Here is a 13,709-nt window from a genome sequence, read left to right on the forward strand (position 1 = left end):
GCCACCCCGGCTTTTCATGAGTATCTAAAAAATTCATGCTAAATTAATCGCTTAAGCAGACAGCAGGAGTATCCATGAAAGACGAGCAGCCGCTCTCAGAGAAGATGTATCAGTACCTGGCTGAGGATGAAGACGCCCGGGTGTGCAAGGATATTCCGGGTGATGCCTGTGATGAGCAACCGAAAGCTTTCATGCTACATCTATGGTCATTAACACTGACTAAGCTCGGCGATTCGTTAGTCAGCGCCCGTTTAGTATTGCCCTGGTTATTATCCGCTACCGGGGCGCCGGTTTTTTTCATCAGTATGTTGGTGCCGCTACGTGAGTCGCTTTCGTTGTTACCTCAACTGTTTATCGCCCAGAAAATGCGCGAAAGACCACTACGTAAATGGTTCTGGGTGGCTGGTAGCCTGGGGCAAGCATTCGCATTGTTAGCTATGGTTGTCGGTATTTTCTTGCTGGAGGGCAGTGCTTTTGGCTGGTGGATCGTTGGCTGGCTGGCGCTATTTAGTTTGGCGCGAGGTATTTGTTCTGTCGCTAGCAAAGATGTTTTAGGTAAGACTATTTCAAAGACCCGGCGCGGTCGTTTGACCGGGCTAGCCGCCAGTACCGCAGGCCTGATGACTCTGGCGACAGCATTAGTCATTATTCTTGCGCCGGATGTGGAAGGCAGCAACCTTTTATTCGTGTTGTTATTGGGTGGTGCTGCCCTGTTATGGGTTCTGGCCGCTTTCAGTTATGCCATGATCCCGGAAGTTCCAGGTGCTACCAGTGGTGGTGGCAACGCGATTAGTGAAGCGATAAAGTCGCTGCGTTTATTGTGGACAGATAAAACCTTTGGCCACTTTGTGGCTACCCGGGCTTTGCTCGTTTCTACCGCGTTTTCTATTCCTTACATTGTGGTTCTGATTCAGCGTCAGTCGGAAAATGACGGTGTTGCAGGGTTGGGCGGATTGTTACTGGCCAGTGGTCTGGCAGGTATGCTTGCCGGGCGCTTTTGGGGCAAATGGTCAGATAAAGCCAGTCATCATGTGATGGCAGCGGCTGCTTTGATGGGTGTTGTGGTGATGGCTCTGACCCTTGCGGTAGACTCCTTTGCTGCTGACTCCCTGGCCTGGCTGCCGGTCGGTGGTGGCTTAATATTCCTTGCCGCAGTGGCGCATCACGGAGCTCGGGTGGGACGGAAAACTTATCTGGTGGATATGGCCACTCAGGATAATCGGGCGCAACTGACTGCAGTGAGTAACACGGTGATAGGAGTGTTACTGTTGCTTGGCATGTTGCTTGGCGCATTGGACTCCTGGCTGGGTACTCACAGCGTTTTATGGTTGTTGATAGTAGTTGGCCTTGTTGCGGCATTGCGGGCTATGCGTTTACCCAAAGTTACTGAATAGGCGGTTATTTATTATGAGTGCAGATCAAGGATTATCACCAGCGGTGCAGATAAACCTGAATGTGCGGGGCATGAAACCCTCGGCCACTGTGGCTATCAATGAGCGCAGTGCGGCATTACAAGCACAAGGGCGGGAAGTTTTTAAGCTTGGCCTTGGGCAGTCACCTTTTCCGGTGCCAGCTCATGTACAACAGGCGTTGCGTGAGCATGCTGGAGAAAAAGACTATCTTGCGGTCAAAGGCTTGCCCGCACTGCGCCAAGGTATTTCAGGTTATCTGCAAAGAACGCAGGGACTGGACTATGATGCGGATAATATTCTGATAGGCCCAGGCACCAAAGAATTAATGTTTATTATGCAGCTCACCTATTATGGTGACCTTGTTATTCCAAGCCCGAGCTGGGTTTCTTATGCGCCTCAGGCGCGCATTATCGGTCGCAATTTGCATTGGTTATCGACTTCTCTGGATACTGGTTTGGGTGTTACTGCGAAGTCACTGCAAGCATTGTGTGAGCAGGATCCCGAATTGCCACGACTGTTAATTATTAACTACCCTAGTAACCCCACAGGCTTAAGTTACAGTGAAGAGCAGTTACGTGAGATAGCAGAGGTAGCTCGTCGTTATCGGGTATTGGTGCTATCCGATGAAATTTATGGAGGCGTGAACTTTAATGGTGACCATATCTCCATTGCCCGTTTTTACCCTGAAGGTACCATTATTAGCGACGGTATCAGTAAATGGGCCGGAGCAGGCGGCTGGCGGCTGGGCGCTTTTGCGTTTCCACCGCAGCTTAAATGGCTGGCAGACGCCATGGCGGTAGTCGCCAGCGAAACTTTCACTTCTACCAGCGCGCCAATTCAATATGCCGCCATTAATGCTTTTGAAGCGCATCCGGCTATGGATTTATATTTAAAGAATTCGCGTGCGGTATTATCTGCTCTCGCTGGATACGCCTACGATCAGCTGAGTAGTATCGGCGCTCAGGTAATTAAGCCCCAGGGTGGTTTTTATTTATTCCCTAGCTTTGAGCCTTTGCGGGAGCTGTTGATGTTACGTGGATTTACCACCAGTCAGGAATTCTGCGAGCGTTTACTGGAAGAGACCGGCGTTGCCTGTTTACCAGGTAGTTGCTTTGGACGTGCCGACACGGAGTTTTCATTACGTCTGGCTTATGTCGATTTTGATGGGGAAGCAGCGCTCCAGGCATTAGCCGAGGGCAGCAAGCTGGATACTGACTTTTTACGTCGTTATTGCGGTCGAGTGGTAACTGCCATCGACCGCCTTTGTGAGTTTGTCAGTAAAAGCTGATTAGTGCTCAGCTAGCTTTCCGTCACGGATATGCTCTTCGCCGCGGTTTTTAGCCAGTTGGATCTGTTTCTCCCGTTCGGCGTAGCGCGCTTTCTGGCTCGGCGTTGTTTTGTCAAAGCAGTGCGGGCAGCTGATACCTTTCTGGTACTGCTCTGATGCTTTTTCCTGTTCAGTAATGGGCATGCGGCAGGCGTAGCACTGATCGTAGCTACCCTGCACTAAACCGTGCTTGACGGTAACCCGCTGATCAAAAACAAAACACTCACCATTCCAACGGCTTTGTTCTTCTGGCACTTCTTCTAAATACTTCAGGATACCGCCTTTTAGGTGGTAAACATCATCAAAGCCGAGCTCTTTCAAATAAGCGGTAGATTTTTCGCAGCGAATGCCACCGGTGCAGAACATAGCAACTTTTTTATGTTTGCCCTTATCCAGATGTTCTTTGACGTATTCAGGAAATTCACGAAAGCTTTCCGTCTTAGGGTTGATAGCGCCTGCAAAAGTGCCCACAGAGACTTCATAGTCGTTGCGCGTATCCACCAGCAGTACATCGGGGTCGCTGATTAAATCATTCCATTCATGGGCTTCTACGTAGTTACCTACGGTGCGTTTAGGGTCTATCCAGTCTACGCCCATGGTGACGATTTCATCTTTAAGTTTAACCTTAGTGCGGTAAAACGCCTGGCCTTCGCTAGGAGATTCTTTGTGGTCTATATCCACTAGACGAGGATCCTGGCGCAGGTGCTCCAGCACCGCGTCGACCTGCGATTGGGTACCGCAGATAGTACCGTTGATGCCTTCACGGGCAAGCAAAAGCGTGCCTTTGACTTGATTGGCAAGCATGGCGTCATACAGGGGTTGGCGGAGTTGTTCAAAGTTATCAAGCTCGACAAACTTGTAGAGCGCAGCGCAGATATATTGCATGGTAAATCACCTTTTCGCAGCCTGGAACGTAAAACCAGAGCCAAAATTTATCAGGTGCGCAGTATACAAAAAGGAAGAGGCGGCCGCCACTTTGGCAGCCGTCATTAGCGTTATTTCAGGTAAGAAGTTAACATCCAGGCAGTTTTTTCCTGTTCCGTGATGTAATCGCCCATCAGGGAAGCCGTGCCTTCGTCTTCGATTTCAGCGGCGGCAGAAAGTATTTCACGCTGTAAACGGATAACGCTCTGGTAACTATTCAGTATGCTTTCTACACATTCACGGCCGTCATGAATGTTAGCAGCTTCTTCCACACTGCTGTTATCCAGATAGTTTGAATAGGTGTGTTGCGGCTGTTGGCCCAGGGTTAATATCCGTTCAGCTATTTCATCAATTTTGAGCAGCAGGTCATTGTAAGTTTCTTCAAATTTCACATGTAGCTCAAAGAAGCGCTCACCACGAATATTCCAGTGAAAGCCTCGAACGTTCATGTAAAAAATCTGGTAGCTGGCTAATAATTTATTCAGTTTCTTACCAAGTTTTTCAGCGCCTTGCTGATCTAAACCAATCACGTTTAATTGTTGCATGAGTCGATCCTTTTTTGAAACGTATTGAAGCTAGTATAGCCCTTAATGACAGTTGGTGCAGATGATTTAAAGCGATAGAAAACATCGCTTTTTTGCATTAGCTCAAAGCAAAAGCTATTGTTTTTGTATGATGTGTCATTTAAGGAAGAAAGCAATGCGTATGAGTAGTCCGTCTTTGATTGTGGCATCGGTCTCAATTTTGACGTTAAGTGCCTGTACAGAACGACAGCGGGAGATAGATATTCCTCCGCAGCAGCAGTTTTTCGCTGCGCTGCATGACTTGTGCGGCAATGCTTATCGCGGTGAGCGCGTGGTTGAACGCGAGGACAATGATCTGCTTGAAGGTAACGAAGAGCTTATTGTGCATTTTGTGGAGTGCAGTGAAGATCAGATCTTTGCGCCTTTTCATATAGAGCAGCCTGAAGAGGACAGCTGGGACCGCTCACGTACCTGGATCTACACTATGCATGAAGACTCCCTGGAGTTGCGTCATGACCATCGGCTGGAGGATGGTTCTGAAGATGAAGGCAACACCATGTACGGTGGTTATACCGAAGACGAAGGCTATTTTAATCGCCAGTATTTTATATATACAGAGCGCACTGGGCCCAACGACGAAGTGCTGGGCTGGCGTATAGAGATAGAGCCAGGAGTCCGTTACAGCTACGGTACTATGTCAGACGGCGAATGGACATGGCGCGTGGATTTTTATTTAGATGAGACAGTAGAAGCGCCACCAGCTGCCTGGGGACATGAAGGCGGCTACCTCTAATGTGATTTATATAGAAGGGCGCTGGTAGTGGCCTGGTACCCCTTGTTTAGACAAGACCCACTGCCAGAGCTGAATGTCGCGGGCGCGGAAAGCACCCGCGCAGGACAACAGGTAATACCGCCACATACGGCGAAAGCGTTCGTCGTATTTTTCATTCTTCTGCAACTCAGGCCAGTGCTGCTCAAAGTTCTGTTGCCATGCCATTAACGTTTTGTCGTAACTGGCGCCAAAATTATGCAGGTCCTCTACAACAAACAAATTTTCCGCGGCTTTACCTACCTGGCCGATGGAAGGTAATTCGCCATTTGGGAAGATATATTTTTCAATCCAGGGGTCGGGCATAGTACCGCCAACATTGCGCCCGATAGTATGCAACAGAAAGAGTCCGTCTTCTTTCAGGCAGCGATTTACTACCTCCATGTACGTGCGGTGATTTTTGGGGCCTACATGTTCAAACATACCCAGACTGACGATGGCATCGAACTCTTCGTTCAGTTCGCGATAGTCCTGCAAACGAAATTCGACGGGCAACCCTTCACACAATTCCTGCCCCATCGCTACCTGCTCTTTAGAGATAGTGACGCCAACGCACTCGACGCCGTAGTTTTCTGCCGCATATTTCATAAAGCTTCCCCAGCCGCAGCCGACATCAAGAATGCGCATGCCCGGTTTAAGGCCAAGTTTGCGGCAGGTTAATTCCAGCTTGTGTTCCTGCGCAGTGTCCAGGTCACTTGCCTGGGCCCAGTAGGCACAAGTATAAACCATACGTTTGTCGAGCATTGACTGGTATAAATCGTTGCCGATGTCGTAATGTTTCTGGCCTACTTCCCAGGATCGCCTTTTACTCTGGCGATTGAACCAGCGGTTCTTGATAACATGAAAAAAGAGGCGGGAAGGGCTAATTTGTTTGGCTACTTTGGCGCGCAGGAGCTTTTCGAAAAACACATCCAGCTGCTCAGCGTCCCAGTGGCCATCCATATAAGCTTCGCCTAATCCCAAATTACCGTAGGCCAGCGCCCGATTAATGGTGGTGTCGTTGTGCAGCTGAAGATCCCAGGGTCTGTCACCATTGATTTTAATATCGGCTTTGTTTAAAAGCTCTTCAGCAAAGTCTCGGGCTGACATGCGTTCTCCTTCTTAGTCGAGAGATAAGGGTCAAGTCAGGCTCCAGTATAGCGCTCAAATACTGAGTAATCACCCTACAGACCAACGAGTTAAATTTGTCCGTCAGGATTTTTATACATTCTTGTATTTATATCTGCTGCTGAATTGGTGATAATGCGCGCTTAATGCGTCCTTATCAGCAGCGATATGAAGGTTTCTTGTGGGTAAAACAACTATTATTGCCATTGCCGGAGCGTCAGCTTCTGGTAAGAGTCTTTTTGCATCAACGGTCTATCAGGAATTAGTGGCAGAGCTGGGCGGGGAACGCATTTCAGTATTGCAGGAAGATGCCTATTATCGTGACCAAAGTCACCTTTCCTTTGAGCAGCGCCAGTTAACCAATTATGACCATCCTGCCGCTTTCGAACATGGCCTGTTAAGTGAACATCTGCAGTTGTTACGTAGTGGCCAGTCAGTTGAAATGCCTCAATATTCTTATCAGGAACACACTCGCCTGGAAAAAAGTATCACGGTCTCACCGGCCCGGGTTATTCTGGTTGAGGGTATATTATTGCTCAGTGATGAAAGCTTGCGTGAGCAATTTGATATCTCGGTTTTTATGGACACGCCTTTAGACACTTGCCTGCTGCGCCGCATCAATCGCGATATGGAGCTGCGCGGTCGTAGCCTGGCCTCCATTACTGAACAATATGAAAATTACGTTCGGCCCGCTTTTTTTGACTTTATCTTCCCATCCAAGCAACATGCTGACCTGGTAGTAACCCGTGGTGGGCAGAACGAAATAGCGATTGATATTATAAAAGCAAAAATCCGTCAGCTGCTGGCTGAATAATTACCACCTCCCTTACAAACGACCCAAGAACAAGGACTTTGCATGATAGGCCTGATTGGTATCGCTGTTTTACTGCTTATTGCTTACCTTTTTTCCGCCGCACGGGGCAGTATTCGCTGGCGCACAGTGAGCGGGGCCTTTGCATTACAGGCGGGTTTAGGTGCTTTTGTTCTCTACGTGCCGTTTGGCCAGGATTTGCTAGGCGGTTTTGCCTTAGGTGTAGCTAATGTCATTGGCTACGCCAATGAAGGTATGGAGTTTTTGTTTGGCGATTTAGGCGCTTATTCTCAAGGCTTTATTTTCGCCATTCATGTACTTGGTGTTATCGTTTTTTCTCGGCACTTATTTCAGTGCTCTATCATATTGGTGTCATGAGCTGGGTCATTCGCCTTATTGGTGGCCTTTTGCAACGTTTCTTGGGCACAAGTCGTCCTGAGTCTATGTCAGCGGCAGCTAATATCTTTGTCGGGCAGACCGAAGCTCCTTTGGTGGTGCGGCCCTTTATTCCTAATATGACCCGTTCTGAACTTTTTGCTGTTATGGTCGGCGGTTTAGGCTCAGTAGCCGGTTCGGTACTGGCGGGATATGCCGGGCTGGGTATTGAATTAAAATATCTGATCGCGGCCTGTTTTATGGCGGCGCCGGGTAGCCTGTTAATGGCTAAGATTATTATGCCTGAAACTGAACAACCCAGAGATGAGCTTGCTGAAACACCGGTAGAAGAACGTCGTACCAATATTATAGATGCGGCTGCTTCGGGTGCCTCCAGTGGCTTACAGCTAGCCCTGAATGTAGGCGCCATGCTGCTCGCCTTTGTCGCTCTGATAGCGCTGTTAAATGGCATACTTGGTTGGGTTGGCAGCTGGTTCGGTTACGCCGAGCTCACTATGCAGCAGATATTTGGTTTTATTTTCCAGCCCCTGGCATTCATTCTTGGTGTGAGCTGGGATGAAGCAAGGGTGGCAGGTAGCTTTATTGGCCAGAAACTGGTGATAAACGAGTTTGTGGCTTACCTGGATTTTGCTAACTATAAAGACCAGTTAAGCGAGCACAGTCAGGTTATTATCACCTTCATGTTGTGTGGTTTCGCAAATTTCTCATCTATTGCTATTCTGTTAGGTGGTTTGGGTGGGATGGCACCAAGTCGTCGTAAAGACATCGCAGAGCTAGGTATGCGCGCCTTGTTGGCAGCTACACTGGCTAACTTAATGAGTGCTGCCATTGCAGGCATATTTTTTACACTCGCATAATGATCGCTTTTCTACATAAGTAGATACAATATTAAGAGAACATACAGAACGTAAAAGTGGTTAGAATAGTCCAACTACACCGATATCTCTATTTTAGGAGTGAATTATGAGATCTTTAATGGCAGGGTTGATGCTTCTTGTGCTTGCTATGGTGCCTGCAAGTGCAAACGAGCGCATTGTTGATAATGAGAACCCCTACCGATTGCTGCAGGAAGTGGCGGAACGTATGATTGAGCGGATCGGAAATGACCGAAGCCGAATCGAAGAAGAACCCAACTACCTGCGCACCATCATGGAAGAAGAATTACTGCCTTATACTGACTACCGTTTTGCTGCGGCTCAGGTGATGGGGCGTAACTGGCAACGCTTGGATAATGATCAGCGTCGCGAGTATGTAGATGCTTTTCGTGATTATCTGGTAACTACCTATGCCCGTGTTTTCACTCAGTACGATGAAGATAAACACGTATTAGAATTTGGCCGTGAAAGCGATTATGAGAACGAACGTACGGTAATCGTTCGTGCCCGGCTGATTCAGGAAGGTGGGCCTCCCGTTCGTTTGAACTTCAATCTACGCCGTCAAAGCCCCGATGCTCCCTGGATGGCATTTGATCTGGAAGCTGAGAATATAAGCATGCTTAGTGCTCAGCGCTCTGAAATGCAGGCGGTACTACGTCAGCATGGTTTTGATGGTGCTATGGAGCTGTTGCGCGAACGGGCAGGTGCCGAGATTCGCCTGGACGAAGAACTCGATATGGAAGATTTTACGTCGCAGGATTAGTTCTGCCCATACCACATTTCAAATTCTATCCCGACCAGCCAGGAGCCTTTGCGTGTCTGGCCGGGCTCTTCTTTTGGCCAGTGCATACCGATCCAGCTTTCAATGTAAAACCAATCCCGGCGCCATGACTGGCGATGAATGCCGCGTATACCCATGTCCCGGTCCGGAACTACATTGCCACTTTCTCCGGCATACCAGATTTCAGTCGCAATGGCGCGTTCCTCAGCATATAAATGATAGACAGAGGCGCTACTGTGCCAACGAATGCCGGAAATGCGCTCAGCCCGGGTGCCTTCTATGGTAAAGCGACCAAGCCAGTCGTCACCAGCCGTTTGTTCATAGTCCAGACGCTGGGCAAAGCCAAAACCGTCACTATTACGCCAAAAACCAACGCTGCGGGTTCGTACCTGGGTTCTGTCTGACATGCGGTACTGAAATAAGTAGCGGCCTTCAGTATAGAGGTCAGCTCGCAAGCCTCCGCGAATTCCGGCATTGACTGAAAACCGGCTTTGTTCGCCCTGATGAGGGTCAAAGCCTAAACCAACCAGCCACTCACTATCTCCAGATACATTGCGCAATACCGAGCTACGTCTCTGAGTATCTTCACCTGCTACAAAGTCATCAATATCGACACGGCCAATGAAAGCAGAAAAACGGCGTTCCGCATGAGGCAGGTTGACGCGGGCGCGAAAGCTGGAGCGGACTTTAGTGCCGTCAAACTCACTCCATTCCGGGCCCACAGAAAGCCGTCCCTGAGTACTGTATTCATCTTCAAAAGCGCGCGAGTCGCCGAAAAACCGGTCAAACCAGCGGGCTGTGGCGTCTACCGTAGAGGTAACCCCCTGTTCCAGGCTGTCCAGCATTATGTGGTCGTTATCCGGTTCTTTCTGTTCTTCTTCCTGTTCTTCTAGTTGTTTTTCTTCTGCCACCACAGGGGACAACAAAAACAGTCCAAGAAGCAAAAGCAGCGGGCTGCTTAGGCGCATGTATTCACACTCCGTATGATGGTATACAAAATATATACCCTTTGTGCACCAATGTAGAATGATGCAGGGTCCTTGTCTAGATTATTCGGTTTCTTTTACATAGCTAAAATAGTCATCGTGCAGCAAGGTTATGCCATGATGCTTCAGCCAGCTTTCTGCTGCTTTCAGATTAGCATCATGGGCATGCAAAAGTTGCCAGAAAGCCTTAGAGTGATCAAAATGAGCCAGGTGACAGAGCTCGTGATGTACCACGTAACGTACTACCCATTCCGGGGCGGCAAAAAGGCGCCAGCTGAAACTTAAGTGGCCTGAGTGTGAGCAGGCCCCCCACTTGCCGCGATAACTACTGACTCGCCAGCTGCCAGGAGTTAATTCCTGGTAGGCCGCTAGCTGCGGTAAAGTGGTATCCAGCCATAACTGTGCCTGTTCTTTATACCACTGGGTCACCAGCTGTCGCACTTTGTCCTCGCAACGGGTTACCCGACGCGACAGGCGAATATTAAGACTTAGGGTGGTTGCGTCGTAATCAATGGTACTGCGTTGTCCTGGTCGCACTTGTAATTGTAGTTTTTGCCCCAACCAATAAAGGTGTTCGCCATGTTGCCACTGGCGCTTAGGCAGGGGGCTTAAACGAGCTTGTTGCGCAGTGACATGCTGCTGGATCCAGTTGTGTTTACTGGCTACAAAATCAGCAATGCGCTGACTGGCTAATCCAGTCGGCGCCATAACACGTACCTCACCCTGTTCTATTTTTATGCCGATAGTGGTGCGCCGACGGCTACGAGAAATAGTGTAATTCACAATAGTACTTCAAAACCTGATTTGCACGCCTCAACTAGCAGTGCGATCATGGTATAACTTCTTTTTTGACCTGAACAGGATAGATTCATGAGCAGACATTTCGATTACCTTAGTATTGGTGCAGGTAGCGGTGGTATTGCCTCTGCTAACCGGGCTGCGATTCGTGGGGCTAAAGCCGCTGTAATAGAAGCTAAGGCGGTGGGTGGCACTTGCGTGAATGTAGGTTGCGTACCGAAAAAAGTCATGTGGTATGGCGCGCACATCGCCGAAGCTTTGAAATATGCACCTTCCTATGGTTTTGAAATTGAGCAGACAGGTTACAGCTGGGAAACCATGGTCAAAAATCGTGAAGCCTATATTGAGCGTATACACGGTGGTTACAAGCGTGGCTTTGAAGGCAATGGCGTTGAGTATATCGAAGGTTTTGCCACCTTTGTGGATGCCAATACCGTTGAAGTGAACGGTGAAACCATTACCGCAGATCACATCACTATAGCTGTAGGTGGTCGGCCAACGATTCCAAATATTCCAGGTGCTGAGCACGGCATTGATTCGGATGGTTTCTTTGCTCTTAAGGAACAACCGAAAAAAGCGGTCGTGGTAGGCGCAGGTTACATAGCAGTAGAACTGGCAGGAGTCTTCCATGCTCTGGGCACAGATTCCCACCTGATGGTGCGTCAGGATCGTCCGTTGCGCGACTTTGACCGTGACATTATCGACTGCCTGTTAGTACGCATGGAGCAGGACGGGCCGACACTGCATAAGTACAGCGAAATTAAGAAAGTGGATAAGCAGGAAGACGGCACGCTTTGCATTACTACTTTGAATGACGAATGCATTGAAGATGTCGACTGCCTGGTCTGGGCCATTGGTCGTGAACCAACAACAGATAAAATTAACCTGCAGGCGGCGGGCGTAGAAGCGGATGAACAAGGCTTTATTAAAACCGACAAATATCAGAATACCAATGTGAAAGGCATTTACGCGGTGGGTGATATTACCGGTGAAGCCGCGTTAACGCCGGTTGCCATTAAAGCAGGTCGGTTATTGTCTGAACGTTTGTTCAACAAAGATATGCCGGATGCGCATATGGACTATAGCCTGATCCCAACGATAGTCTTCAGCCATCCTCCGATAGGCACTATTGGTTTGACCGAAGTGGAAGCGGTTGCTGAGCATGGCAAAGAAAATGTAACGGTTTACGCTTCTAACTTTGCCGCTATGTACAATGCAGTGACACCCCACCGTGCTTTAAGCGACTTTAAGCTGGTATGTGTGGGCAAAGACGAGAAGGTTATTGGTTTGCATGGCATTGGCGAAGGTATGGATGAAATTATTCAGGGTTTTGCAGTGGCTATGAAAATGGGCGCTACTAAAGCGGACTTCGATGCTACTGTGGCGCTGCACCCCACCAGTGCGGAAGAGTTTGTTACGCTCAGGTAGCGGCTCCGGGAAACACTAAGCTGGCGAATGATTAGCCAGCTTAGTTACGTAAACACTTGGCTTGTATTCGTTGCATTCAGAAAAAGGAAAACTTGAATATAGCCGATAAATCTCCATTTCCACTTAGATCCTTAATTACAACCCTCTACCTCTAAAGTTAAATAAGCCAGCACTGGAACAATTGGTAAAACCCGATACTATATAAGTTAACAGATAATCGAGGTGCATCATGGATTTCACTCTGGAACTATTACGAAGCTTATTGGGCTGGACTCTGTTCTTGAACCTTATTCTGCTGTTGTTCTGGTCATCTATGATTAAGTTCGCTGGTGACTTTGTGTATAAAACGCATACTGCTTTTATTCCACTGAGCCGGGACCAGTTTCATATGGCCCATTATGTATCTTTGGCCATCTATAAACTGATGTTGTCGTTATTTGTGCTGATGCCATGGCTGGCACTGCATATTATTACGTAAAGGAATAGTTATGTATTACTTGCTGACCTACCAGGTAGTGGCTGATTACCTGGACCGTCGTGAACAATACCGGGACGAGCACCTGAAGTTGGCGAATGACTACGTTGAGCAGGGGTTTTTGTTACTGGCGGGCGCTAAAGGCGACCCCATTGACGGGGCTTACCTGGTTTTTAAAGCGGACAGCGCTGAGGTCGTTGAGGCGTTTGCTGCGGCAGACCCCTATGTTAAAAATAAACTGGTGACTCGGTGGACGGTTGAGCCCTGGCATGTAGTGGTAGGAAGCTGCCTGGAAAACCCGGTTTTATAGTTAACGGGCGTCCAGTGTCATGGATAGAATTCGTGACAGGTGGCTGTATGGTAGCTGCGTTTCCTCATGCCAGTTATTAAAAACCTGCTGCGCTTGTTTAAACGACTTTTGTGTTCCCGGGGTGGCGTCCAGTAGATTGTAATTCTGCAAGGCCGTGGTGACGTCGGCGGAAAGGATAAAGCCGTCCCAGCCAGCCATGCGCAGAAAGTATTGAGCTGAAGCCCCGCCTAAGCGGGCTCCGTTCTTCTTTAAAAACAGCAGGAGCCCGGCCTGATCGCTGGATGGCCATTGCGCCAGGAAAGCACCAAAACTGCCGTATTCCTCGCTGGCCTCAACAATCATGCGCGCATTCATTGGCACTGTATTTATTTTTTGCATGTTGCGTATGATACGCGGGTCGTTACTCAGCGCTTCAATACGCTCAGGCGGAACCTGCTGCCAGTAACGGGGCACGAAGCCACTAAAAGCTTCTTCAAAGCCTGGCCATTTATGGTCAACAATGCGCCATACGAACCCAGCACGAAATACACAGCGGGTGATGCTGGATAAATACCTGTCATCAGGCCGCGCGCAAAGTTCTGGCTGACTGGCAACTGCAGGCAGGTTTTCGTTTACAGCGGCCTCGCTGCCTTTACGTTCAACGGCGCGCTGGTAAAAGTCAGCGAATTTCATGGGCTGGCTGCCTCTTTATTAAATAGGAAAGGCTAGCTTAGTCATTGCCAATAA

General features: G+C 48.7%; 14 protein-coding genes and 1 pseudogene. 9 read left to right on the forward strand and 6 right to left on the reverse strand.

Translation table 11 applies throughout. The features are described 5' to 3' along the window. Positions 1 to 74: 74 nt before the first annotated feature. Together CWE09_RS12765 and CWE09_RS12770 are read left to right on the forward strand one after the other, a co-directional pair. The gene (locus CWE09_RS12765; RefSeq protein WP_126804443.1) at positions 75 to 1,394 is read left to right on the forward strand and encodes an MFS transporter permease; all 1,320 of its coding nucleotides are present in this window, start codon (positions 75 to 77) and stop codon (positions 1,392 to 1,394) included. A gap of 13 nt (positions 1,395 to 1,407) precedes the next feature. Next, entirely contained in the window at positions 1,408 to 2,700 is a 1,293-nt protein-coding gene (locus tag CWE09_RS12770; RefSeq protein ID WP_126804444.1) for a pyridoxal phosphate-dependent aminotransferase, read from the forward strand. On the opposite strand, the gene trhO is transcribed toward CWE09_RS12770, so the two are convergent. After that, complete coding sequence (gene trhO, locus CWE09_RS12775; RefSeq protein ID WP_126804445.1) at positions 2,701 to 3,624, reverse strand: oxygen-dependent tRNA uridine(34) hydroxylase TrhO; 924 nt, start codon at positions 3,622 to 3,624, stop codon at positions 2,701 to 2,703. A 110-nt stretch (positions 3,625 to 3,734) separates the two neighbouring features. After that, positions 3,735 to 4,208 carry a Dps family protein gene (locus CWE09_RS12780; protein WP_126804446.1) on the reverse strand — a complete coding sequence of 158 codons (474 nt, stop codon included), beginning with the start codon at positions 4,206 to 4,208 and terminating at the stop codon, positions 3,735 to 3,737. 154 nt (positions 4,209 to 4,362) lie between these two features. Between CWE09_RS12780 and CWE09_RS12785 the strand changes: the two genes are divergently transcribed. Beyond that, a complete protein-coding gene (locus CWE09_RS12785; protein WP_126804447.1) occupies positions 4,363 to 4,980 on the forward strand; it encodes a hypothetical protein in 618 nt (205 codons plus the stop codon). 6 nt (positions 4,981 to 4,986) lie between these two features. On the opposite strand, the gene cfa is transcribed toward CWE09_RS12785, so the two are convergent. Continuing rightward, on the reverse strand, positions 4,987 to 6,105 hold the full coding sequence (gene cfa, locus CWE09_RS12790; RefSeq protein ID WP_126804448.1) for a cyclopropane fatty acyl phospholipid synthase: 1,119 nt from the start codon (positions 6,103 to 6,105) through the stop codon (positions 4,987 to 4,989). A 199-nt stretch (positions 6,106 to 6,304) separates the two neighbouring features. Here cfa and udk point away from each other — a divergent pair, with 199 nt between their 5' ends. The 3 genes and pseudogenes from udk (at position 6,305) to CWE09_RS12805 (ending at position 8,968) form a co-directional block, all read left to right on the forward strand. Next, complete coding sequence (gene udk / locus CWE09_RS12795) at positions 6,305 to 6,937, forward strand: uridine kinase (RefSeq protein ID WP_126804449.1); 633 nt, start codon at positions 6,305 to 6,307, stop codon at positions 6,935 to 6,937. A 42-nt stretch (positions 6,938 to 6,979) separates the two neighbouring features. Then, a pseudogene (locus CWE09_RS12800) lies at positions 6,980 to 8,187 on the forward strand (NupC/NupG family nucleoside CNT transporter). A gap of 106 nt (positions 8,188 to 8,293) precedes the next feature. Further along, positions 8,294 to 8,968, forward strand: coding sequence for an MlaC/ttg2D family ABC transporter substrate-binding protein (locus CWE09_RS12805; RefSeq protein WP_126804450.1), 675 nt, complete (start codon positions 8,294 to 8,296; stop codon positions 8,966 to 8,968). Here CWE09_RS12805 and CWE09_RS12810 read toward each other — a convergent pair. Together CWE09_RS12810 and CWE09_RS12815 are read right to left on the reverse strand one after the other, a co-directional pair. Beyond that, entirely contained in the window at positions 8,965 to 9,954 is a 990-nt protein-coding gene (locus CWE09_RS12810) for a hypothetical protein (protein ID WP_126804451.1), read from the reverse strand. The two genes, CWE09_RS12805 and CWE09_RS12810, sit on opposite strands and share 4 nt — an antisense overlap. An 81-nt stretch (positions 9,955 to 10,035) precedes the next feature. Then, positions 10,036 to 10,755, reverse strand: a complete 720-nt coding sequence (locus CWE09_RS12815; RefSeq protein ID WP_126804452.1) for a M48 family metallopeptidase — start codon at positions 10,753 to 10,755, stop codon at positions 10,036 to 10,038. A gap of 87 nt (positions 10,756 to 10,842) precedes the next feature. Between CWE09_RS12815 and gorA the strand changes: the two genes are divergently transcribed. From gorA to CWE09_RS12830, 3 genes are all read left to right on the forward strand, one after another. Beyond that, the gene (gorA, locus tag CWE09_RS12820; protein ID WP_126804453.1) at positions 10,843 to 12,198 is read left to right on the forward strand and encodes a glutathione-disulfide reductase; all 1,356 of its coding nucleotides are present in this window, start codon (positions 10,843 to 10,845) and stop codon (positions 12,196 to 12,198) included. A 229-nt stretch (positions 12,199 to 12,427) separates the two neighbouring features. Continuing rightward, the gene (locus tag CWE09_RS12825; RefSeq protein ID WP_126804454.1) at positions 12,428 to 12,676 is read left to right on the forward strand and encodes a DUF6868 family protein; all 249 of its coding nucleotides are present in this window, start codon (positions 12,428 to 12,430) and stop codon (positions 12,674 to 12,676) included. Positions 12,677 to 12,686: 10 nt separating this feature from the next. After that, positions 12,687 to 12,983 carry a YciI-like protein gene (locus CWE09_RS12830; RefSeq protein ID WP_126804455.1) on the forward strand — a complete coding sequence of 99 codons (297 nt, stop codon included), beginning with the start codon at positions 12,687 to 12,689 and terminating at the stop codon, positions 12,981 to 12,983. Here the strand turns inward: CWE09_RS12830 and CWE09_RS12835 are convergent, their stop codons facing one another. Then, the gene (locus CWE09_RS12835; protein WP_126804456.1) at positions 12,984 to 13,655 is read right to left on the reverse strand and encodes a DNA-3-methyladenine glycosylase I; all 672 of its coding nucleotides are present in this window, start codon (positions 13,653 to 13,655) and stop codon (positions 12,984 to 12,986) included. Positions 13,656 to 13,709: the final 54 nt, after the last annotated feature.

Origin of the sequence: Aliidiomarina minuta (assembly GCF_003987145.1) — a bacterium.
GTDB classification, from domain to species: domain Bacteria; phylum Pseudomonadota; class Gammaproteobacteria; order Enterobacterales; family Alteromonadaceae; genus Aliidiomarina; species Aliidiomarina minuta.

What these genes read in the sequence shown, in the direction of transcription:
- CWE09_RS12765 (WP_126804443.1), top strand. Translation starts at nt 75, where the DNA reads ATGAAAGACGAGCAGCCGCTCTCAGAGAAGATGTATCAGTACCTGGCT.
- CWE09_RS12770 (WP_126804444.1), top strand. Translation starts at nt 1,408, where the DNA reads ATGAGTGCAGATCAAGGATTATCACCAGCGGTGCAGATAAACCTGAAT.
- trhO (WP_126804445.1), bottom strand. Translation starts at nt 3,624, where the DNA reads ATGCAATATATCTGCGCTGCGCTCTACAAGTTTGTCGAGCTTGATAAC.
- CWE09_RS12780 (WP_126804446.1), bottom strand. Translation starts at nt 4,208, where the DNA reads ATGCAACAATTAAACGTGATTGGTTTAGATCAGCAAGGCGCTGAAAAA.
- CWE09_RS12785 (WP_126804447.1), top strand. Translation starts at nt 4,363, where the DNA reads ATGCGTATGAGTAGTCCGTCTTTGATTGTGGCATCGGTCTCAATTTTG.
- cfa (WP_126804448.1), bottom strand. Translation starts at nt 6,105, where the DNA reads ATGTCAGCCCGAGACTTTGCTGAAGAGCTTTTAAACAAAGCCGATATT.
- CWE09_RS12805 (WP_126804450.1), top strand. Translation starts at nt 8,294, where the DNA reads ATGAGATCTTTAATGGCAGGGTTGATGCTTCTTGTGCTTGCTATGGTG.
- CWE09_RS12810 (WP_126804451.1), bottom strand. Translation starts at nt 9,954, where the DNA reads ATGCGCCTAAGCAGCCCGCTGCTTTTGCTTCTTGGACTGTTTTTGTTG.
- gorA (WP_126804453.1), top strand. Translation starts at nt 10,843, where the DNA reads ATGAGCAGACATTTCGATTACCTTAGTATTGGTGCAGGTAGCGGTGGT.
- CWE09_RS12825 (WP_126804454.1), top strand. Translation starts at nt 12,428, where the DNA reads ATGGATTTCACTCTGGAACTATTACGAAGCTTATTGGGCTGGACTCTG.
- CWE09_RS12830 (WP_126804455.1), top strand. Translation starts at nt 12,687, where the DNA reads ATGTATTACTTGCTGACCTACCAGGTAGTGGCTGATTACCTGGACCGT.
- CWE09_RS12835 (WP_126804456.1), bottom strand. Translation starts at nt 13,655, where the DNA reads ATGAAATTCGCTGACTTTTACCAGCGCGCCGTTGAACGTAAAGGCAGC.